This window comes from Magnetococcales bacterium (assembly GCA_015228935.1).
In the GTDB taxonomy this organism is placed as follows: Bacteria; Pseudomonadota; Magnetococcia; order Magnetococcales; family DC0425bin3; genus HA3dbin3.
Window position 1 is genome coordinate 1 of sequence record JADGCO010000030.1, and the last position, 21,423, is coordinate 21,423.

General features: G+C 55.9%; 19 protein-coding genes. 3 read left to right on the forward strand and 16 right to left on the reverse strand.

The genetic code is table 11. The annotated features are described in order from the left end of the window. Positions 1–246 precede the first annotated feature (246 nt). Positions 247–4,596: an activase gene (locus HQL65_09110; GenBank protein MBF0136385.1), complete on the reverse strand. Its 4,350-nt coding sequence runs from the start codon at positions 4,594–4,596 to the stop codon at positions 247–249. A 190-nt stretch (positions 4,597–4,786) separates the two neighbouring features. Between HQL65_09110 and HQL65_09115 the strand changes: the two genes are divergently transcribed. Beyond that, positions 4,787–5,320 (forward strand): hypothetical protein, encoded by a 534-nt coding sequence (locus HQL65_09115; protein ID MBF0136386.1) that lies wholly within the window; start codon positions 4,787–4,789, stop codon positions 5,318–5,320. A gap of 64 nt (positions 5,321–5,384) precedes the next feature. After that, a complete protein-coding gene (locus HQL65_09120) occupies positions 5,385–6,746 on the forward strand; it encodes an ImmA/IrrE family metallo-endopeptidase (protein MBF0136387.1) in 1,362 nt (453 codons plus the stop codon). A 33-nt stretch (positions 6,747–6,779) separates the two neighbouring features. On the opposite strand, the gene HQL65_09125 is transcribed toward HQL65_09120, so the two are convergent. The 8 genes from HQL65_09125 to HQL65_09160 all read right to left on the reverse strand — a co-directional run bounded on the left by HQL65_09125 (position 6,780) and on the right by HQL65_09160 (position 12,728). Then, the gene (locus HQL65_09125) at positions 6,780–7,610 is read right to left on the reverse strand and encodes a M48 family metalloprotease (GenBank protein MBF0136388.1); all 831 of its coding nucleotides are present in this window, start codon (positions 7,608–7,610) and stop codon (positions 6,780–6,782) included. A gap of 1 nt (position 7,611) precedes the next feature. Beyond that, complete coding sequence (locus HQL65_09130) at positions 7,612–8,175, reverse strand: YqgE/AlgH family protein (protein ID MBF0136389.1); 564 nt, start codon at positions 8,173–8,175, stop codon at positions 7,612–7,614. Between the two features lie 3 nt (positions 8,176–8,178). After that, positions 8,179–9,582 (reverse strand): UDP-N-acetylmuramate:L-alanyl-gamma-D-glutamyl-meso-diaminopimelate ligase, encoded by a 1,404-nt coding sequence (mpl, locus tag HQL65_09135; GenBank protein ID MBF0136390.1) that lies wholly within the window; start codon positions 9,580–9,582, stop codon positions 8,179–8,181. Between the two features lie 281 nt (positions 9,583–9,863). Beyond that, positions 9,864–10,115: a SemiSWEET transporter gene (locus HQL65_09140; protein MBF0136391.1), complete on the reverse strand. Its 252-nt coding sequence runs from the start codon at positions 10,113–10,115 to the stop codon at positions 9,864–9,866. Positions 10,116–10,140: 25 nt separating this feature from the next. Continuing rightward, positions 10,141–10,881, reverse strand: coding sequence for a 1-(5-phosphoribosyl)-5-[(5-phosphoribosylamino)methylideneamino]imidazole-4-carboxamide isomerase (gene hisA, locus HQL65_09145; protein MBF0136392.1), 741 nt, complete (start codon positions 10,879–10,881; stop codon positions 10,141–10,143). A 1-nt stretch (position 10,882) separates the two neighbouring features. After that, positions 10,883–11,518 carry an imidazole glycerol phosphate synthase subunit HisH gene (hisH, locus tag HQL65_09150; GenBank protein MBF0136393.1) on the reverse strand — a complete coding sequence of 212 codons (636 nt, stop codon included), beginning with the start codon at positions 11,516–11,518 and terminating at the stop codon, positions 10,883–10,885. Then, complete coding sequence (gene hisB, locus HQL65_09155) at positions 11,515–12,111, reverse strand: imidazoleglycerol-phosphate dehydratase HisB (GenBank protein ID MBF0136394.1); 597 nt, start codon at positions 12,109–12,111, stop codon at positions 11,515–11,517. Before hisB ends, hisH begins: the two co-directional genes overlap by 4 nt. A gap of 344 nt (positions 12,112–12,455) precedes the next feature. Further along, positions 12,456–12,728, reverse strand: coding sequence for a hypothetical protein (locus HQL65_09160; GenBank protein ID MBF0136395.1), 273 nt, complete (start codon positions 12,726–12,728; stop codon positions 12,456–12,458). 252 nt (positions 12,729–12,980) lie between these two features. Here HQL65_09160 and HQL65_09165 point away from each other — a divergent pair, with 252 nt between their 5' ends. Then, positions 12,981–13,124, forward strand: coding sequence for a hypothetical protein (locus HQL65_09165; GenBank protein ID MBF0136396.1), 144 nt, complete (start codon positions 12,981–12,983; stop codon positions 13,122–13,124). Between the two features lie 159 nt (positions 13,125–13,283). Here HQL65_09165 and HQL65_09170 read toward each other — a convergent pair whose 3' ends face one another. From HQL65_09170 to HQL65_09200, 7 genes are all read right to left on the reverse strand, one after another. Then, complete coding sequence (locus tag HQL65_09170; GenBank protein ID MBF0136397.1) at positions 13,284–14,507, reverse strand: EAL domain-containing protein; 1,224 nt, start codon at positions 14,505–14,507, stop codon at positions 13,284–13,286. Positions 14,508–14,655: 148 nt separating this feature from the next. Then, positions 14,656–15,795: an ankyrin repeat domain-containing protein gene (locus tag HQL65_09175; protein MBF0136398.1), complete on the reverse strand. Its 1,140-nt coding sequence runs from the start codon at positions 15,793–15,795 to the stop codon at positions 14,656–14,658. Positions 15,796–15,949: 154 nt separating this feature from the next. Continuing rightward, complete coding sequence (gene hybE, locus HQL65_09180) at positions 15,950–16,522, reverse strand: [NiFe]-hydrogenase assembly chaperone HybE (protein MBF0136399.1); 573 nt, start codon at positions 16,520–16,522, stop codon at positions 15,950–15,952. Then, the gene (locus tag HQL65_09185; GenBank protein ID MBF0136400.1) at positions 16,515–17,039 is read right to left on the reverse strand and encodes a molecular chaperone TorD family protein; all 525 of its coding nucleotides are present in this window, start codon (positions 17,037–17,039) and stop codon (positions 16,515–16,517) included. Before HQL65_09185 ends, hybE begins: the two co-directional genes overlap by 8 nt. A gap of 10 nt (positions 17,040–17,049) precedes the next feature. Beyond that, on the reverse strand, positions 17,050–18,006 hold the full coding sequence (gene nrfD / locus HQL65_09190) for a polysulfide reductase NrfD (protein MBF0136401.1): 957 nt from the start codon (positions 18,004–18,006) through the stop codon (positions 17,050–17,052). Between the two features lie 9 nt (positions 18,007–18,015). Beyond that, a complete protein-coding gene (locus tag HQL65_09195) occupies positions 18,016–18,615 on the reverse strand; it encodes a 4Fe-4S dicluster domain-containing protein (protein MBF0136402.1) in 600 nt (199 codons plus the stop codon). Positions 18,616–18,630: 15 nt separating this feature from the next. Beyond that, entirely contained in the window at positions 18,631–21,399 is a 2,769-nt protein-coding gene (locus HQL65_09200) for a molybdopterin-dependent oxidoreductase (protein MBF0136403.1), read from the reverse strand. Between the last annotated feature and the right edge of the window lie 24 nt (positions 21,400–21,423).

Genomic DNA, 21,423 nt, shown 5'->3' on the forward strand with positions numbered 1-21,423 from the left:
TCGGGACCATACCTGACTGGGCCAGAGAAAAAGTGGCCAAGGCTGGTTTGTCATCTTTGGAAGAATGGAGCCTGCGGCTGTTGGATGCCCAATCGCTGGATGAGGTATTCTCCGAAAACAATGAGGATACCATCTAAAAAATCCCCTGGTGGCCTGACACCGTTTCCTTCGACCAATACCTTGTGATATAAAGGTTTCTTCGGTCCGTCAGGCAAAATGTTTGACTTGGCGTGATAGATATGGCAATCAACAACGCATGCGTCGATGCAACCGTTCGGCCTGGAGATAAAAAGCCTCCAGCCTGGCATGGACCACCTGCGCAAAAGGGGCACCATCGGTCTCGATGGCCAAAAAAGGCAAAGAGGGGTGATCCGCCAGCAGGTCCGCCAGGTGGTTTTCACCAGAACAGACCGCAATCTTGTTTTCCGGGGTCATGGCATCACCCAGCACGGCCTCGGCAATCCGGTTGGGAAGACAACCAAACGGGGCAATGGCAATCACCCCACACACCCGTGAGGCCATTTCCAAAACGCTGTTGCCAACCGTGAGAATCGCCTCACCGGCCAGGTTGGGGGAGATGAACTCCTGACCGACCCGCAAAATTTCTGCAATCGGAGGCGGATTCACGGCAATCAGGCCGGACTTTCCCAATATCCGCCGCAAACGGTGTTCATCCCGGGCCATGATTTTTTTGCGCAGGTAAAATACCCCCTTTTCCCAGACCGACATGCGATAATCCACCTGACCGGTCTCCACCAGGGCATCGGAATAGTGGACCCATTCGGCAATACCGCTGCACAGGGTGGCAAAGCCCCGTTCGGCGAGACGTTCGACCAGATGACCACGGGAAAATGGATCACGACGCACATAGATCTCCCCGACCAGGGCCACCAGGGGAACCTCGGACGAAGGCCGCCGCAAAGGAATGGCGGCAAGGACCTGGGCCGTGACCGCCAACTGTTTTTCCAGGGCGGCCAAGGTGCCGGTCGCCAAAGCGGTCAGAATGGCCTGCCACTCCTGTTGCAATATATCCAGGCCGGCTTGCGGATCCCGGGCATTGGCCAGGAGCATGGCGCGGATATCTTCCAGCATGTCGGCCAGAATGATCCCCCACCAGGTATACCGACTGAAGCGCGTCCCCAGACCCCCATAAGAGTTTTCCGAAGTGAGCGACAGCAGGACCACATTGGGCAGGTTGAGACGCCGGATCAGGTCTTCCATGAACACAGAGTATTGACCAAACCGGCAGGGTCCAGAGGCCGTCGGCATGAAGTAGACCAGAATTTCATGCGGATCCGTGCGGGTTTCCAGGTAGCGCAACAGCATGCCGGTGGTCAGGATCAGGGGCAGACACTCCCGCCCCGAAACCTGGGTGCGCCCCTGTTGCAACACCTCCGCATCGGTGGCCGGATGGCTGATCGCATGGAAACCGGACAGTGTCAACGCCGTGGTCAAGGCCGCAGTAAAATACGGACCAACCCAGGGAACAAGTACCTTGACCCGGGGATCCCTGGCTGGAATTTCCTGGCCGGCAGAGGTTGTGATCCAGATCTGGCCGCGTTGAAAATACAATCGTGCCTGCTGGAAGGAATTGACTGGAATTTCAATTTGTTTTGTGTGTTGTTTTGATTTTATCAGCGGCATTTTCAGATGAGTTGCCACAACATCCAGAAATGCCTCGATGCGCGTCTCCAACCCGGCGTCCGCCGTATGTCCATCCACCTCCAGGATGAGGGTCGGCTTGCCCGCCTGCGCCATGATCTCCTGAAAATAACCCAGAATGAATGAATCCGGACCACAGCCGAAACAGGTGACGAACACCCCAAACAGGTGCGGATGCCTGGCCGTCAATCGGGCTGCCTTGACCAGCTTTTGCCCAAACCCCCAATACATGTTTTCCCTGGACAGCTCTTGAGCGGCAGGGAGCATGTCAAAGGGCAGAACGCTGACCCCACGGCTGGCAAACTTGCCGGAGATACCCAGGTTGGCATCCGGAGTCAAGCCGGCATAGGGGCGGGAGAACAGCACGATCCCGATCTGTTCTGGCCGGGCGGCCAGTTCTGCCAATGTCCTCTCCCCGGCATCGAGCAGGCTTTGTTCCCAGGCACGTTGTTTCTGCACGGCCCCCCGTGCAGCCAGTCTGGCATCGGCAACGGCAATTCCCATCTCCCGCGCCATCTCCATCAGGGGAGCAACAGCCCCTTCCACCCCCCCCGTCAAATCCAGAAGCGGCGACAGGAGACCGACGCCCTGCTGTTGCAGCTTCTGCAACTCCTGCCGAAATGCCGCCTGAAGATAAAACGGTTCGGCCTGCACGATGGGACATACCTGGGAAAAGGTATGTCCCGTCTGGGCAGGTACCGCCCGCACATGGGGCAGAAACAGATATTCCGGAGGTGGATCGAGGGTCAACAGCGCATGCAGATAACCATGTGCCAGCTCTGCCGGATGACAGAAAGTGGCCTTGCGTTTGCCGATACCGGCCTCTGTCACTTTTTCCGGCACAACGGGTTGCCAACCCAGGGCCGCAAAAAAATGCGTATAAAGGGGCAAGTACTGATGGACCAGAAAACTCCGGTTCAACCCCACCCGACCACGCGGCACACCCGCCACCTGGCCACCTGCCGCAAGCCGGGTTTCATGACGCCACAGGACCCGGTCAAGGGCCACCTGATCGACCCGGGTTTTATGCCTGGCATTGACATATTTGTTGCAGGCCCCACCAAACGGTACCCGGCGACCCTCCACTTCAAATACGGCGATGGCACAATGCCGGTCACAAACTTCCTGCGTCCCCGGGCAGTTGAATGAACGCCGCCAGATGACATCCTTGGCCACCAACGCCTGCAAGTCATAATGCCGGGCTGCCATCACCCCGGAATGGAGGCGTTGCGCCACTTGCAGGGCCACCCCCAGGGCACCCATGAGGCCGGGTTCCGGCGGCACCACGATGGGTATCCCCAACAAGCCGGCCATGGCCAAAGGCACGGCGCGGTTGTAGCAGACCCCCCCCTGCATGAACACCCGCTGCCCGACCGGACGCTGTCCTTTGACTCGCTGGAGATAGTTGACACCGATGGCATAAACCAGACCGGCCATGATCTCTTCGCGGGTAGCCCCCATGTGAATCGCATGGTGGATATCGGCGGCGATGAAGGCGGCGCATTGATCACTGAACTCCGGAATGCGTTCCCCCTGCATGGCCATGGTGGCGATTTCCGCCAGGGGAATTCCCAAAGTTTCCCAGGCCGCCTCCTCCAGAAAGGAGCCGGTTCCGGCGGCACAGGCCTCGTTCATGGCATAATCGACGGGCATCCCATGGAGCAGACGGGTATATTTGGCATCCTGGCCGCCGATTTCAAACAGGGTTTCCACCTCGGGATCAAAAAAAGCCGCCGCCGTGGCATGGGCGACAATTTCATTGATGATGCCGCTGGTATCGGCATGCAGCCCGGCCAATTGGCGACCGGAACCCGTAATCCCCAGGCCGATGATATCGACCTGACTTCCCATGGGCAGGGCTTCACTCAACCGGGTCTGGATTGTGCGATAGCAGGCCCGGGCCGCCCCGACCGGATCCCCGTTGGTGCGCAGATAGACCGATGCCAACAAGGCCTGATCTTTTTGGCGCAACAAGACCGCCTTGGTGGTGGTGGAACCGACATCCAGACCCAGGAGGCAACGATCTCCGGCACACGGCTCTTGTCGCTGCCAGGTCTTGAACTCCACCCTTGAAGCATGGGTTGCCAATGGCGGGAGATGCCCTCGGGAATGAATGTGCGCCTGGACCACATTGTCCCGAGGCGGCAGGGGCAGCGTCCGTTGTGTCATGGCCCATGCTGCGGCTCCCAACGCCTCGAAACAATGCGCCAGGGGGGCCACTTCCACCTGCGGGTAGTCCTGTCGCAGATAAGCCAGCAACAATCGATTGCGCGTCACCCCGCCCGTCAGCAACACCGGCCCATCCACCCGCGCCTTGACGAGCAGTTCCATGACCTTGCCGGCCATCATCCGGCACAGGCCGGCGACAATTCGTTCCCGTGACACCCCTTTGTTGGCCGCATGGGTGCAATCGGATTTGCAAAACACCGAACACCGTCCGGAAACTGGATAGGAATCTGCCAGTGGTGCCATGGCCACCGCATCTTCCAGGGAAATGCCCAGACGGCGGATTTGCTGCAAAAAAAACTCTCCGGTCCCGGAGGCACATTTGTTGCCGGTCACCACGCCGGCGATTTTTCCATGCTTGTCGAGAGGATAGGCCAGAAAACCTTCGCCACCCAGGCTTACCACGGCCCTTTGGCGTCCTCCCTGCAAACCAAGATAAATCAAGGCCTCTTCCACGGCCCGGGGTTCGGAAATATTCGTTAAATTGACCCGCCGGGAAAAACCGCCGCCGGTGATCGCCACCCCGGCGAAGGGTTCCTTGTGCCAGATGGCCAACAGTTCCTGTAGATGCGCTTCCGGTTTGCCTTGATGGGCTTGTGACGAGGAAGCAAGCACCTGCCACCCCGACTTTCCCGACCCGGCAGCCTGGCGCTCCAAAACTACCGCCGACAGTGTCGCCGCACCGATACAAATTCCCAGACTCTTCATGACATCCTGCGCAAGACTTCAGCAAAAAACGACCCGCCAATGAATCAAGGTCGCGATCATGCCAAATTCCCCTGCCAGGGTCTACTTGTGAATTGATGATTGCTGCGTCAGACGCTCACCCCGATGTGACAATCCTTTTCCACGTCCGTGGCTCCATTGACATATCGTTCCAATCTGCACACAATGCGTTATGAAACCGGGTATTATACCTTTCAATAGATTGATAAAAGACAGAAAATATGGTCTGGATATGGACAGAAACAACCATAAATGGGAATACGATCCTGGAGAACGCAGAAACAAACATAAATGGGATTCTGACCAACCCGGTTTTGTACCTCTGGATGAAAAGAACGCTATCGGAAAATGCCCAAACACCATCACCAACTCTCCTGGTTTGGCAGAGAGGCTGCTGAACGAGGGGGTGGCTTACCCGCCAAACATGTCAGTCCCCGACGAAATTTTCAATGTTTACCAAGGGGTCGTGTATCGGGCCAAACCGACCGTTCCGGGTAAGTCCTATCATGGTTTTCCCGAGAAAGAAGGTAAAGGTCGCAAAATTGCTCTTGAAGTGCTTGCTGAACTGGACAAACGGGCAAAACGAGACGGAATGTATCCTGAGTTCGAAAATTGGATGAAAAAATACCTCCCGGAAGGTTGGAAACGGCTGTTCAAGACCAGACTCAAGAGACGGGCAAGAGACGATGAACCACCTGGATTTTAAATTTACTCCCGATCTGGTCCATTCCGAAAAAAATTTGCCTGTTTTTTCTGGGAAAGGCCGGCTGTTGGTACACATCCTTGGTGATGCCATCTGGAGTGAAGATGGTCATGACGGCGTGACAGGGATTGACGAACATTGGGACGGTTTACTGGATCATCTGGCAAAAAACTGGCATGCCCTTGGCATGGAACAAACTTATCCTCCAGGTCACAACCCGCTCTCCCCTGACCAGTTTCTTGATGAAGCCTTGGCAAGCCTGGACTGGTCATCCGAACCCACGGAAATACTGTACCCTCGGGAGAGAGAAATCATGGCCTTCGCGGACCGCCACAATCTGGCATCTGGAATGCGTGAAATCCATTTAGACCCGATTTACCTGCTGCGTGAGGGCAACACAATGCGGGTGGTTGCAGATGATCACGACTTGTCCATGCCCATCTGGAATGCCGTGCAAACCCTCGAAAACCTTGGCAACAACATCGCCAGATCCGTATCTTCCCACTCTCCCCGGGGAGCAATCATTCTGGAAAATTGGCACAACCGTTCCCAACCCCTGCCAACCGACAGGTGGCTTGCCCTGGTCACAGGCATGTCAAGTGAAAGAATCAATCGCATGACAGTCCATGATAATGTCACTTCGGAATATCTTCATCTTCCATCCATGTCCGAACCGGGACCCGTACAGATTGCAGCCCGAATGACCCATCATGTACTCCTGGATCAGGATTTGAAGGAAGTCTTGAAACTGGTTGCCACACTCAACATGACACCCCTTGGCGGACAATTGTTACAGCTTCGTCAGCAGGCTGAAAATCACCTTGCCAGACTGGCCGGGGAAAAAGCCTACGTGCAAGGGTATGAATTGGCCCGTCTGCTGCGTGAAAAACTGGAACTACCCGATCACGAACCGGTTGACCCGGAGACATTACTAAAACAATGGAACGTATCAATCGAAAAGACCCGAATGGTGGAAGATGTCGATGCCATTGCCCGCTGGGAAGATGACCACGCCGTGATTCTGGTCAATCAGAATGGAAAACACGCACAATACCCCTGGGGACGCCGGACAACCCTGGCCCACGAAATGGCCCACCTGCTCGTTGACACGCTCTCCACCTTGCCAGCCATTGAGGTTCTGGGTGGGCGGGTACCTGCCAGGCTGGAAAAGCGGGCCAACGCTTTCGCGGCAGAGTTCCTGCTTCCCGTCAGTCATGTCGAAACGTTGGTAGCGAACGACAGCAACCCGGAAATTCTCAAGAAATGGCTCGATTCATTGACTCAACAATTCATGGTCAGTCGCACCTTGGCGGCCCGACAAATAGAAAATTTTCTGGCCAAACAGGAAAAACTTTCGCAGGAGTGCCGTCAGTTTCTCGACCGTGAAGCAAACCGTTACCAGCAAGGCAATAACTGGTTGACGGCTTGACATCTTGTAAGCATCTGCATCAAGAACACCACCTCAGCGAAACAATTCTTCAATAACAATGGGAACATCCGGTTCCGTGGCGGAATTCGGTTCGGTTGGCAACCCGGCCTGGGAAAGAAGGGTTTTCAATTGGGCAACCCGTTCCTGACCCGAAGGATGGGTACTCAGAAAGGGAAGGGAACGGTATTTTTCCGGCAGGCGGGCCAGTTTTTCATGAAACAGCACGGCATCGTAGGGGGAAAAACCGGCATCTTGCAGGTAGGTCAGAGAGAGGCGGTCGGCATCCATCTCCTCTTCCCGGGAGTAGGTTCGCTCCAGGGTGAAACCACCCAGATAGACCAGGGCATCCCCCAGGGGAACGCCGGTGAAATTCAGGAGAACCCCGACCAGTCCGAGTTTATCCGCGCTCTCCCGGCGATCCTGGCGGACAGCATTGTGACTCAGCTTGTGATGGGCAATCTCGTGCCCGATGACAAACGCCATCTGACCGGAATGGCCGCGTAAAAAACGGACCATGCCATAATTGATTCCGATTTTCAGCCGGTTGTCATCCACCCAGGCGAAGGCGTTGGGACTCCAGTCGCGCAGGATGGAGAGTTCCACATGAATACCGGCAACCTGCTCGATGCGGTTTTGCACGGATTTGATGTCGTTGAAGGCTTTCTCTCCGAACAAATCCCTGATCTCACTCGGGGCAGCGGCGGAGACCGTGCGGCTGGACGTGGATGGGGTTTTGCGGTTGTGCCGGGGAGCATCCTCGATTTCGACGACGACACCCGAGCAGCCCTGGAGAACGACCCACAACCACAAAGCAATCCAGGCCCACCCATCCCCCACACGGAGCTGGCGCGGTCGGATGATCACCTCAGTTGGCGGTCTGCCCGGCATCCACCAGCAAGGCGGGATCGATGCCCATGCAACGAATGGCGGCATACCAGCGATCTTTGGGGGGGAGGTCGAAGACAATGCGACGATCCATTTGGCCAACCAGCCAGGAGTTTTGGCGCAGCTCCACTTCCAACTGCCCCGTTGCCCAACCGGCATATCCCAGGGTAAACAAAAACCGACCGGTATCTTCGGATTTGGCCAAAAAATGAAGAATTTCCGGATTGGTGGCCATGTAGATATCCGGTGCCACCCGCAGGGAACCGGGAATATCGATCATCCGTTCGTGGAGAATGAACCCCCGCTCGGGCGAGACCGGCCCTCCCTGAAAAACGATGGGCTTGTCGGTCCGATTCCAGGGCAGGGACAATTGGTTGATGACATCGTCCATGGAAGCGGGATGGGGGTGATTGATCACCAGTCCCAGGGCACCTTCCACGGAATGGGCACAGACGAAGATGACGGATCGCTCGAAATTGGGATCCCTCAGGCTGGGCATGGCAATCAGGAATTTGCCAACCAGATTTTGTTCCTGAAGCATCACGGTTCACTCCTTTTGACCAACCCCGGTCAATGTTTCCTGGAGCCGCTTGTGAATACCATCAAAACCACCATTGCTCATGATGACCACATGATCGCCACTGCCAACTCTCTCCCCCAAATATTTCACTGCCTGCCCGGCGTCGTCAACAACAACCGCAGTCCCGGGTGAAAATTCATTCAAACGACGGGCGACGGCCTCCACATCGAGGAGATTGTCCGCGCTCAATCCGCGGGCCGCTGGGCGAGCCAGGATAACATGGTTAGCTGTTTGCAGAGCCCCCGGGAGTTGATCCTGGTGGACACGGGTGCGCATGGTGTTGGAGCGTGGTTCGAGGATGGCCCAGATGCGGGCCTGGCCCACGGCGGCCCGCAAACCCTGCAACGTCGTGGTGATGGCCGTCGGATGGTGGGCAAAATCATCATAGACCGAGACCCCACCGGTTTCATGACGCAATTGCAGACGGCGAGCCACCCCCTCAAAAGACTCCAGACCCCGATGAACCCCCTCTGCGGCCAGACCGTGACTCAAGGCCATGGCGGCGGCGGCCAAGCCATTCATGACATTGTGCCGACCCAGCAGATTCCAGGTTACCGTAAAAAGGGGTCTTCCCTCAACCAGAACCGTCCAGACCCGGCCATCGGGTTGTTCCAGACGGGCCGTGAAGGGAAAGTCGCCCTGGATGCCATAACGCACCACCGGACCAAAAGCATGGCGGGTCAGGGATTCGATTTCCGGATCATCGCCGTTGGCCAGAATGCGCCCCGCAGGCGGCACGATGCGCAACAGCAGGCGGAATTGCCGCCGAATCGCTTCCAGGTCCGGATAAATGTCGGCATGGTCGAATTCCAGATTGTGCAGAAGCAGGGTCTTGGGATGATAATGCAAAAATTTGGGGCGTTTGTCGCAAAAGGCAGTGTCGTATTCGTCCCCTTCCACGACCACCCAGGCTTGCCGGGGAAAGCGGGCACCGACGCCAAAATTCAACGGAATGCCCCCGATCAAAAAGCCGGGTTGCAGGCCGTTACACTCCCACAACCAAGCCGTCAGGCTGGCGGTGGTGGTCTTGCCGTGGGTGCCGGTCACCACGATGGGATGGCGTCCCTCCAGGACATGATCAAAGAGCCATTCGGCACCGGAACGAAATGAGATACCCCGATCCAGGGTGGCTTCCAGTTCCGGATTGCCCCGGGAAATGGCATTGCCGACCAGGACCAGGTCCGGGGCCGGGTGAAGATTTTCTGCCCGGTAACCATCGGCGACGGGAATCCCCCGTTCGGCCAGAAAATCGCTCATGGGCGGGTAGACCGCCGCATCGGAGCCGGTGACGCGCCAACCGCTCTCCTGGGCGTGCGCAGCCAGGCCGGCCATGGCCGTGCCGCAGATGCCGATGATATGCAAATGTTTCATGCCCATGCAAAACCTTCATCAAAACCGTTATTTATGGAACAAGCCGCCCGCAACCCCCTGCAAATGTTTCATGCCCACGCAAAACCTTCGTAAAAACTGTCACTTATGAAACAAGCCGCCCGCACCCCCCCCGGCAGTTGCCACCATACTGTACCAGGGCGTTGGATATTGTGCGCCACAGCAGCCGAACCAACGTCACGTTTGAATCCACGGATGCACGGCAGAGCTGCGGCGGCGTCCCGCTCAGACCGTGCCTGACCGAAACATTCCTTGCCGATCCTTCAATCCGGGGGGCGGCTGAACCTGATTTTCATGATCAACATGGCCGCTGACAGCAACAGAATGACGCCGTTGGTACCGATGATGGGGATGGACCTGACCTGGAAGCCATACCACAACCACAGCCCCGTACCGAGACAGTTGATCAGGAACATGCCCAGGGAAATGTCCTGGACCGAGCGGCTACGCCAGGTATGGACCACCTGCGGCAGAAAGGCGCTGCACGACAACACGCCGGCGACGTACCCCACCATCTCCAGTCCGGAAACCACCCGGCTGTCATCCTTTGGTCAGGGCGACGGCATCGGCCAGATCGAGACCTCCATCATAGATGGCCTTGCCGGTGATGACGCCGGCGATTTTGCCACCGTTGGGGAAGGGGCCTGCATTGGCCATGACCTCACGAATATCCTGGAGGGAGGAGATGCCCCCCGACAGAATCACGGGCACGGAGACGTGACTGGCCAGGGAACGGGTTGCCGGAATATTGGGACCTTTGAGGACGCCATCGCGGCTGATGTCCGTGAAGATGATTTCCGTGGCACCGGCATCTTCGAGACGATGGGCCAGATCCTGGGCGGAAATATCGGTGGTTTCCGACCACCCTTCCACGGCCACGCGCCCGGCGCGGGCATCGATGCCGACGGAGATGCGTCCCGGAAAAGTCCGGCACGCCTCGCGGACAAAATCTGGATTGCGACAAGCCACCGAGCCGAGTATGGCGATGGAAACCCCCATGGCAAAACACTCTTCGATGGTTTGCATGCTCCGCAGCCCTCCTCCCAGTTGCACCGGGATGGTGACGGCGTTCAGGATGGCGCGGATGGCCTCCATGTTGACCGGGCGACCGGCAAAGGCTCCATTCAGATCGACGACGTGCAGTCGTTCTGCGCCGGCTTCCTGCCAACGGGCGGCGGTGCCGCCTGGATCATTTGAATACACGGTGTCGAGGTCCATGGCCCCCTGATAGAGGCGCACACAGAGTCCGTCCTTGATGTCGATTGCGGGAATGACGATCATGTTATATTGACCACTTTAGAAAGTTGTGAAGAAGCCGCAGGCCATGTTTTTGGCTTTTTTCCGGATGAAACTGGGTAGCGAAGAGGTTCTCCCTGGCTGCTGCGGCGGTAAAAGTGATGCCGTGGACGCTTGATCCGGCAACATCCGACGGGTATGTGGTCTGACCGTGGAAGGAGTGGACGAAATAAAAATGGCTGGCGTCCGGAATGCCATTCCACAGGGGATGATCTTTTTCCTGGCGAACTTTGTTCCAACCCATATGGGGTACCTTGAGGCAACGATCCGGGTCAGTGGGATCCGGCATCTCCCGGGAAAAGGGGATCACGGTACCCGGAAGCAGATTCAGACCCGGATGATACCCGAATTCTTCGCCAGCCGCAAAAAGCAGTTGCATGCCGACGCAAATTCCCAGAAAGGGCTTGCCTGCCCGGATGTGGTTCAGGACCGGTTCGGTGAGGCCTCGGGCATCGAGGTTTGCCCGGCAATCCCCGAAGGCACCCACACCGGGCAACAACAGGTGCCCGGCCTGAGGAATATCGGCTGGATTGGCCGTGACCCTGACCTGGCCACCGACGCTTTCCAGGGCCTTGGCCACGGATCTGAGATTGCCGGAACCATAATCCACGACAACAATCATGGGTTCAATGTCCCCTTGGTACTCGGAACCCGGTCTCCCTGGGCTGGATCCGGGGCACAGGCCTCGCGCAATGCCCGCCCCAGGGCCTTGAAGCAGGATTCAATGATATGATGATCATTTTGGCCATAGAGGCTGGTCACATGCAAGGTCATGCCGACATTATTGGCAAAAGCCATGAACCATTCCCGGAACAGTTCGGTTTCCACATCACCCAGACGCGCATGGGAGAAGGTCACTTCCCATACCAGGGTGGGACGGTTGGAGAGATCCACGACCACCCGTGACAGGGCCTCATCCAGGGGAACATAGGCATGACCGAAGCGGTTGATGCCACGTCGTTCCCCCAGCGCCTTGCGAAAAGCCTGACCCAACACAATACCGACATCTTCGGCGGTATGGTGACCATCCACATGGAGATCCCCCTTGGCCCTGATCGTCAGATCGAAGAGTCCATGCCGACCGATTTGATCCAGCATGTGGTCCAAAAATCCCAACCCGGTGTGAATGTCGGTGAGACCACGGCCATCCAGATTGACCTGTACCTGGACCTCGGTTTCACGGGTCTGGCGTTCCACGGTGGCTGTGCGGTTCATGTCATGTCTGCCCCACGCAAAGGTTTCCTTTGTTTGTTTGCGATTTTGACCTGGATGTTGGATTCGGGGATAGGGAAAAAAATTCCCCGTGGCCATTTGTTCCGCCCGATTGCCAAACCGGATGTTGACGAAACACTTTGTCCCACACGTCAATTGACCCGGACCCATTACGGGACAAAATGTCTCATTATTCCTGGCAAAAGTGTCTCACGAGACAAAATGTCCCAGCATTTGAGACGCTCATCCGTTCTGGTGCCAGAATCACGACATGCGCTGCCAGAATTCTGGCAGCGATGTGCGGGGCATGGATATAATAATCTAAAAATAAATCAAACAGATGGATGCTATTCGCTCCGGGTCGCGGCACTTTTTTCGGGCAGCGACTTTTGCTGTTCCATGGTGGCCACCAATTGATTGGCAAACTCCAGGGACACGTCGTGATCAATCCAGAATTGCAGGGCTGCAATGGAACTTTCTGTTGGATTTTCATGGATATCCCGAAACTGATCCACCACCCAGTTTTCGGCATTCAGGCGATAGGAATCGATCATGTCACGGATCAAACCGTGCAGGATGCGGAAATTTTGATCACAGACCGTTATGCCGCGTCGCTTCATGGCTGGTCACCTTGATAATCATAAATAAAAACATTTTGATAGATCAGACAGGCCGCATTTTTTCCCAGGCGCGGAAATCCTGCCGGGTGCCTGTCTCCAATAAATGGCCCACCTATTGCATAATATATTTTCAAATATAACTTTCACCGCCAAGTCCTTCCGTTCGTCTGGTCAGCCGGGGGAGGCACAAGTAGGACAATCTTGAGATCAAGCCGATTGATTCCCAATCGGATCTACAATAGGAGTGAAGCCATGGACACACTGAACGTCAGCAAACCAAATCTGGGTGAAAAAATTTTGGAAAACGTTGGCCTGATTACCGTTATGGGATTGGTGTTTGCGGCGGTGCCCTTGCTGACGGCCTGGTCGGTCAACGGACTGATCCAGATTTTCTGAGTCGCCCATCTGCCACCAGGCAAGCTTTTCCAAACTTCATTCTCCGCATACGATACAGATTGTATGCGGAGAATGCGTTTCAGGGGTTCCATTTTGGTACTCATTCGATCTTTTCCTGTTGGGATTGCAAGTGAATCTTGATATGCCTTATTTCAAGGTTCAGTCATTATATTCGTGGCGGGGTTTTAATGAATTCCGATGCACTTCGTTTTCCAGGTCCTGAAGAAGGCGGATCATTTCTCCTGACAGGGCATTCAAACGCTCCAAAAGACCAAACAGGCTTTCATCGAATCTGTCAATAATAACTTTTCTGAGCAGTTCATTACCGATCCTGTGCAGATTTTTATGGTATCCCTCAAGCTCCTTGTACGATTTATATTCCGAATAATCCATTCCATCACTATAATACCATCTGCCAAGATTGCACTCGGTGTGATCCCCGAGCATTTCCTTGAACTCCTGTTCATTTTCGATATCATCCAAAAATTCATTGTTTCTCACATGGTAGAACAGCTCCATCATATCCTTGCGCCATTGGATGTGATCCATCTGCGCCTGGTACACCAGGCCGATGGGCTTGCCTTCCCACCTTTTTCCGGATTTCACCAGGTCGATAAAACCGTTGAGGGGCAAAGGCCTGGACATGAAAAAGCCCTGACCCTGGTGGCATCCGCTATACAACAATTTTTTGTAGGTGCATTCGTCTTCAATGCCTTCGGCAACGATCCGCATACCCAGTCTTTGGGCCATTCTTATGTTTGAATTGACAATTTTGTTACCCTTGCTTGCAGTCACCCGGTTTCCTGTACAAATATGATTGACCAGGCTTTTATCCAACTTGATCGATGAAAACGGGAACGTGGAAAGAACTTCCAGGGAAGAATAACCTGTACCAAAATCATCCAGAGACAATTGAATTCCCAGCCCGTGCAAATCGTGCATCATGTGAATGGACTGTTGCGTCATATCAACCAAGGTTGTTTCTGTCAATTCAAATATAACCTTATTCTTTTCAAGCATACCTGCCCCGAAAATATCTGCCACCTGCCGGTAAAAACCGGCCACTTTCAAATCGTGACTGGAGACGTTGAAGGAGTAACTCAAGTCGCCGCATTGAGTATTGGCCTCGACGATGTCTGCAACAAACCTTGGCAACATTTTTTCTGTTATTACAGTAATATAGCCTGTACTCTCCGCCAGGGGGATAAAATCGTTCGGCTGGATGAACCCGGACTCTTTCCTCCATCGGATCAGGGCCTCGGCACCAATGACCCTCCCGGTCATGAAAGAAATTTTCGGCTGGTAGTAAAATATGAATTCGTCATTATCCAGACCATTTTTTATGTCATGCAACATGAAACGGTTGTCATCTTGATGGGACATCGCTCTGCTCCACGTCTGTATTCCAGACAGCGTCTGCATCGTTTTCAACGTTCCAGAGAACATGAGGAAGGGCCGAGGCCCTTCCTCCCGGACATGCATTCTGGATTATGACTCAGAAATTTTCCGGTACTTCTGAAGTCTGGGCGTGTCAGTAACAGGTACCGCCAGCCTCCTGCAAGATCATTTCCACCTCATCACGATGATTTTCCAGCGCCATCAGACGCGCCGTCACACCTTTATTGTTTTTTTCGTTCACGCGCGCCCCTTTGGACAATAAAAATTTGACAATATCGATATGACCACCGATTGAGGCAAACATCAAAGCATTCAAACCGTCTTCATTTTTGACATGAATATCCGAACCATGTTCCACCAACAGCTTGACAATTTCCGTATGACCCTTATCGGCTGCGATCAACAGGGCCGTACATCCGCATTGATGATTGCGTTCGGTACTGGCCTTTTTTTCGATCAACAGACGCACGGCGGCAACATCCCCATACTGGGCGGCCACCATGAGGGGGGTATTGCCTTCCTTGTCCTGGGCATCGATTTCAGCCCCGGCGGCAAACAAGGTTGGCAAGAGATGCGCGTTGCCATACTGGATGGCCAGGTGCAGTGCCGTGCGCTGCTTCTGGTTGACGGCCTTGAGGCTGGCCCCCTTGGCAAGCAACATGTCCAGAATTTTCTGGCGCGTCGCCTGCTCGGCGGGATCCTTCAGACGCACAGCAACCAGCTTCAGAAGTGGCGTCCATTGACCCTTGGTTTGAAAGTTGACATTCGCACCATGCTGGATCAGGGTTTCAACCAGTTTGGGATGCATCCACTCGGCGGCAAGAAACAGGGCGGTACATCCTGCACGCTGGTGTTCGGCATTGACATTGGCCCCTTTTTTCAGCAGCAGGTCGACGATCTCTTCATTCCCTTCCTGGGCAGCCATCATCAACAGCGACATGCCGACCGGATTGTACAAATTGGGATCCGCTCCCTGGTTCAGGGCATCGCGAACGACTGACCACTCTCCCTTGTTGGCCGCATCCCAGATCTGGGCATTCGAGATTGCGTAAGCCCCCTGGAATACTCCTGGCTTGGATGCCCCCGGCTGGGAGGCTTTTGGTCGGGAGGCACCCGGCTGGGCAGCACCCGGCTGGGCAGTACCCGGCTGGGCAGCACCCGGCTGGGCAGCGACTGGCTGGGCAGCACCCGGCTGAGCCGATGCCTGGGTGGTCGCAACAGCACCCCCCACCAGGACCGACAACATGCAAACCATGGCAACGTTCTTTTTCATGACGGACCACCTTTGATTGAATGCCCTTTTCCCGGGCAATAACTGCCAAACTCCTCCCAACCTGACCAGATCTTGCCACCGGTTACCCTGGATGCAAGATTTTTTTCCAGAACAATATACTATCCCTCGCTTCCTGACGCAGCGAGTCATCTCGCTACTCTCCCCTGGTGGACGCCCCTCTTCCTGGACGAAAACTGCCGAACATTTCCCGTCGGGTCAGGTCCTGCTGCCAGCGACAGGTGAGGGATCGTTCCCTGCGGACGTTTTCACGAAACTGGATGACATCGGTCCAGGCCGCAAATACCTGATCGGCGGTTTGATATTGCGCCAACCCGATCACCAGTGGCTGGACAAGGAAAAATCCTTGCCGGGCATCATACTGGGCATGGGCCTCCCGGGTCTCCTCCAGCACGGTAACGCTGATTCTGGGACCCAGGGTTGGCAACAAAACCTTTTCCAGACGTTCCATGGCCATTTTTTGCGCCGCATCCGGGACCAGAACCCGGCACAGCATCCAGGGTGTCAGTTGCAGGAACAGGATCCAACCCGCGAGCCGTCGGAAAGACCTCATTTCATGGCCCAGAGCCGGGTTGAAAAAATCCCCGGTCAACCCAGGAACCCCCTGCTCCTGTTGCAGGCGTTCCGAGGCCGCAGCAAAGAGAGTACCATATTCCCGGAGCAGACCCGCATCGTCCGGCACCTCAGCCTCCTGTCCGGTTTCATGCATGACTCCCTCCAAACAAATCCCGAAGCCTGGATCCCAGCATGCCATACAATGCCAGGGAAGTGGAACTGACAAGTCTTGCTGCAAATTGGGGCACCCAGACGGCCAGATGATCTTCCCACAATTCGCGCAGCAGGTCGGCATGCTCCGCAGGCTGCTGGCGCAGGTGAACCACCAGATCCAGCATGGAACCCAGATAATCCGGCGGAATTTCCGGGTTTGCCTCGACACCGGCACGCTGGAACAGGCCGGCTATGACGGGTACGAACTCTCCGCCCATGGACCCCTGCCGCCAGTAGCTCTCAAAAGGCGGACAGAGTGTCCTGGGAATGCCGTTGACAAACAGACGGGTGTGTTCGGCCTGCCATTCTGTCAACGGTGTTTGACGCAATTCCGGCAACGCGGACTGGAGCCAGGGAAACTCAGAGGCCATCTCTTCGACTGCGGCCAGAGACTCTGGCTCGGGTTGCCCCAGCAACCCGGCCAGTACAGTCAACTCATGTTCCAATGATGTCGTCATGGAGCGAATGTTACCATGGATAGGCGTAAACGCCAGCGGCCATGAAATAATGCCGCAGGAGGTACCCTCCAGACAACACCAGCACGGATGCGGTGACAATGGGCACCTTGCCACCCCATTTGCCAAAGACGCATTTCAATTCCATGGCCAGCGGAATCATCAAACCGCACACCACAAACCCGATGAACCAGCCGGAATCGTTCCACAACAACGCCGCCGACCGGTAACCAGCTTCCGAGCCGGAGAGGGTGAAGTTGAAGAACGAGTAGATGACAACCAGTTCCGCCGTGATCAGGCCAATGTCCACCCGTTCATAGAGGGCACGAATGGAGTGATCCACCCGATGGTAGATGAACATGTACATGACGATGAGCAGCCAGGCCATGGAGGTGGAAAAAGCAGAGACCGTGAACAGAATGGGCACACCCGGATTGTGCCACAAGACCACTGCCGGAAAACTTTGCAGCAACAACCCGGTATAGACAGCCGTTCCCAGTCCCGTGATGATGGCGATCCAGCCCAGGATGGGTTGAAATTTCTGGGCTGTTTCCGCCACATCGCGGGTGATTTTCATTTTCAGGAAGGCACCCATGACGGGCCAGTTCAGAAGGCGGGGCTTTTCCACCATGAAGGGCAACGCAAACAACACGGCGGTCAGTTGGAGCCAGAGGATGAACTGGGAACCCCAGGCAATCCAGGAGTCGGGTTTATGGAAGATGCCCCAGGGGGTCAGAATGTAAATGGCGGCCCATTTGTGGAGCAGATGGAGAAACAGCAGCCCCGACCCCAGCGCCAGCATGGCCGTGCCAGAGAGCGCCCCCCACATGACCAGCTCTTTTTCCTCACGCAGATACATGTGGGTCAGAAAGCTGACCACAATGACGGCAGCGCCCATGCCGCCCAGAAACAGATACAACGCAAACCACCAGGTCCACATATCCTGAGTGGCATAAGTCATGATTTCCATGCGACTCTCCTACCTTTGGGGAATATAGTAGACATTGGGACGAGTCCCCAGATGGGCCATGAGAGGCTTGGCCGTACCATTGCGGACCAGTTCCGTGGCCGGATAGGCCGGGCTGTCCAGGTCACCCAACATTCTGGCCTCTCCCGGGCAGGTACGCACACAAGCCGGCAGTTCACCCAGTTTGAGCCGGTGATGACAGAACGAGCATTTATCCATGCTGGGTGCCTTGCGTTTCAGATCCCCGTAATACTCTTTGCCGGTCTTGATGTCGTCATGCGTGTAGGGAAAACGTGCCTTGTAGGGACAAGCCAGGGCACAGGCCTGGCACCCCATGCACAAGGTTTCATCCACCAACACCACCCCATCCGAGGTCCGGTAGGTTGCCCCCGTCGGACAAACGGTCATGCACGGCGGGTTGCTGCAATGGTTGCACAACCGCGGAATGAAATGCCGCCGTACCTTGCTGCCGGTTCCTGTTTCCCGGTCGTGAACATAGGTCCGCCAATGGTCGGACCAGACTGGCGTTTGATTCTCCAGTGAACAGGCCGCCATGCAGGCATTGCAGCCTACACAGGTGTTCATATCGATTACCATGACGTAATGGGTCACGATGCCACTCCTTTTTTAGATTTTTTGGATCCGCACGGTAAATTCCTGAGAACGGAATCCCGCAACAACAGGTTCTACCAGATAGGGGATCAGTTTGTTGGTGGCCGTGCCAATACCCACGCTGAGATGCAGAGCCTTGTTCTCCACCCCGAACGAGGAGTGCAGAAAGATGGAATCCGGATGCAATTGGTTGGTCACATAGGCCGTACCCTCGGCCTGCTGCGCAGAGAGGGTGTTGGTCAACAAAATCCGATCACCGGTGCGAATTTCCAATGCTTCAGCCCGGTCAGGATGGATCCAGACGCCGGTGTAGATATCCTTCTTGAAACGGTTGATGGCCGCCAGCACCGGGTTGTTGCTGTTGGTTGAACCATAGGAAATCGTTGGTGTCTTCCCGTAGGTGAAATAGAACTCGTCCTTGTTCAGGGGCTGGTCCATGGTCTTGCCGTGCCGACAGGTGGCCGGAATGGATGCCGCCAGAACGTTGAAAGAAGGACCTTTTCCACCCATGCCATCCCGGAGCCAGACAAAGAGGGTGCCAAAAAACTCCAACCGGCCACTGGTCGTGGGCAGGGCCATCTGGCGCGGCATGGAGTGATGCGCCAGAATCTCCTCGGCAGGAATTTCCAAATGCACACCATGCCGCTTGAGACTTTCATGCAACTCCTTGGGCGTGGTATGAATTCTCGCCGCCGTGGTCTCGAAGGCCACATCACGACAAGCCTTGGAATAGGGACTCTTGGCTCCAAGCGCCCGGTACTTTTCATAGGCAGCCATGGTGGACTTGGCCGGGATGCCGCTCAATACTTCCAGCGTCTTCACAAACGGCTCAATCGATCCCGAAATGACCTTGCTGAGACCCAGCAATATATCGGGAGTCTCCAGGGTATCATACAGGGAATCGATGGCACTGAACCGGGTCGTCAAAGAGAGATCGTGATTGACCCCGTTGCCGTAGATGGTCGGCTCATCCCGTTCCAGATAGGTGGGGTTGGGCAGGATGACGTCGGCGTAGGGCACGGTATCCGAAGGAAGAACGTCCACCACCACCACCAACTCCATGTTGGCATGGGTCAAAATGGTCTTCCACTGGGTGTCCGGATAGTAGTGACGGACCGGATTGGCGGCGTTGATCACGATGGCCCGGGTCAGGTATGGCTCGCCGTTGTAGATCAACTTGCCGGTGACCGACTCCAACAGACCGGTGTCGGCCAGGGCCGGCACGGCCACGGCTTCCCGACCGGCGGCCCGTTCCTGGGCGGAAAAGGCAAAGGCCCAGGCGGGATGTCCATGGGGGAAGGTTTTGGGATTGGAGATGGCTTTGATCAACTCACCCACGAAAGGCACACCCGCCATGCTGGTCATGAGGGGTCCCGGGGAACGCTTGGCCTTGTTCGCTTCATGCCAGTTGGCCACCTTGTGGTGATATTCACCGCTCATGATCCAGCCACCCTTGCGGTCGATCCCACCGACCAGGGCCTGCAACATGGCCTGTACCCGCCGCAACATGTTGATGTTGGTATAGCGGGCACCATGCCAGCCCGGATCCACAATCGGGCGTCCGGCCGTGGCAAAGTCACGGGCCGTCTTGATGATCACCTGGGCAGGCACGCCGGTCGTCTTGGCGGCCCATTCCGGAGTATTGGCCGCAATCTCGGCAATCTGGGCCTGCAACACCGTCATCACCGGACGCCCTTCCAGGGTCAGACCATCCGGGGCAAACAGGGCCGGATGGACCGGTGCCCCTTGAATGTCCACCACGTTCTGATGGCTGAAGGGAGGAATGGAAACAACCCCCCCGGAACGATCCTGGACAACCCGCGGATTGCCCGCTGCATCCGTGGCAATCGCCCATGCCCCATTGGCATCCCGGGCCAGAAGGAACGGCATGTTGGTGTGCTTCTTCAGGAAATCTTCATCATAAAGCTTTTCCGTCAGGATCACATGCAGCATGGCGACCATGAAATCCAGGTCGGTACCCGGGCGGATCCGGATCCACTCATCGGCCTTGGCGGCTGTTTCCGAGAGGCGGGTATCGAGGGCAACAACCCGGGTCCCCTTCTTGCGTCCCTCGGCAAAACGCACCATGCGGGAGGTGGAAATGGCCCCGATGGAGGCATTGTTGGCCACAAACAGGATGTAGTTGGCATTGTCGTAGTCGGGCAAAACTTCATCGTGAATATTGAAGTTTCCGGTGACCGAGTCGGTGCCCAGATGCCCGGATGCCACGCAATGCTGCATGGGGGAGGCCACAATGTTGGGGACCCCGTTGGATATGGCAAAGGGAACGGCCCAGTACATGTAGAACACGCAGGAGGTCCAGCCCCCGACCATGGTCCATTCCCATGGTTTGATGTTTTTGGCCTTGGTTTTCGCCTCGATATAGGCCCAGGCCTCGTCCCATGTGACGGCGCGAAACTTGCCTTCACCCCGTGGGCTTCCTTCCACCCGGATCATGGGACTCTTGATGCGATCCACCTCATAAACCTGCCGCATCCCGGCCTGGCCTCGGGCACACATCTTGCCCCGGTTCAGGGTGGAGTGGGGATTGCCATCCAGTTTGACAATGCGCTTGACCCCGTTGACCGTTTCGGTGGTCACCTGCACATTGCACAATGACGAGCAGAAGTTACAAATGCTGTAAACCTGTTCCTTCGTTGCCTCATTGCCACTCCGGGCCTCCTTGCCAACAAGACCTGTCGGGGCCAACAAAGACAAACCCGCCACCCCCCCACTGGATTGAAGAAATCTACGTCTGGTCAACTTTGGGAATCGCCAGGACATGTGTACTCCTCTCCGTTGTTCAAT

Excerpts from the sequence above, each read along its gene's own strand:
- HQL65_09160 (MBF0136395.1), bottom strand. The coding sequence starts at position 12,728 with ATGAAGCGACGCGGCATAACGGTCTGTGATCAAAATTTCCGCATCCTG.
- HQL65_09170 (MBF0136397.1), bottom strand. The coding sequence starts at position 14,507 with ATGTCCCATCAAGATGACAACCGTTTCATGTTGCATGACATAAAAAAT.
- mpl (MBF0136390.1), bottom strand. The coding sequence starts at position 9,582 with ATGAAACATTTGCATATCATCGGCATCTGCGGCACGGCCATGGCCGGC.
- HQL65_09165 (MBF0136396.1), top strand. The coding sequence starts at position 12,981 with ATGGACACACTGAACGTCAGCAAACCAAATCTGGGTGAAAAAATTTTG.
- hisH (MBF0136393.1), bottom strand. The coding sequence starts at position 11,518 with ATGATTGTTGTCGTGGATTATGGTTCCGGCAATCTCAGATCCGTGGCC.
- nrfD (MBF0136401.1), bottom strand. The coding sequence starts at position 18,006 with ATGGAAATCATGACTTATGCCACTCAGGATATGTGGACCTGGTGGTTT.
- hisA (MBF0136392.1), bottom strand. The coding sequence starts at position 10,881 with ATGATCGTCATTCCCGCAATCGACATCAAGGACGGACTCTGTGTGCGC.
- HQL65_09140 (MBF0136391.1), bottom strand. The coding sequence starts at position 10,115 with ATGGTGGGGTACGTCGCCGGCGTGTTGTCGTGCAGCGCCTTTCTGCCG.
- HQL65_09175 (MBF0136398.1), bottom strand. The coding sequence starts at position 15,795 with ATGAAAAAGAACGTTGCCATGGTTTGCATGTTGTCGGTCCTGGTGGGG.
- hybE (MBF0136399.1), bottom strand. The coding sequence starts at position 16,522 with ATGCATGAAACCGGACAGGAGGCTGAGGTGCCGGACGATGCGGGTCTG.
- HQL65_09200 (MBF0136403.1), bottom strand. The coding sequence starts at position 21,399 with ATGTCCTGGCGATTCCCAAAGTTGACCAGACGTAGATTTCTTCAATCC.
- HQL65_09110 (MBF0136385.1), bottom strand. The coding sequence starts at position 4,596 with ATGAAGAGTCTGGGAATTTGTATCGGTGCGGCGACACTGTCGGCGGTA.
- HQL65_09115 (MBF0136386.1), top strand. The coding sequence starts at position 4,787 with ATGAAACCGGGTATTATACCTTTCAATAGATTGATAAAAGACAGAAAA.
- hisB (MBF0136394.1), bottom strand. The coding sequence starts at position 12,111 with ATGAACCGCACAGCCACCGTGGAACGCCAGACCCGTGAAACCGAGGTC.
- HQL65_09185 (MBF0136400.1), bottom strand. The coding sequence starts at position 17,039 with ATGACGACATCATTGGAACATGAGTTGACTGTACTGGCCGGGTTGCTG.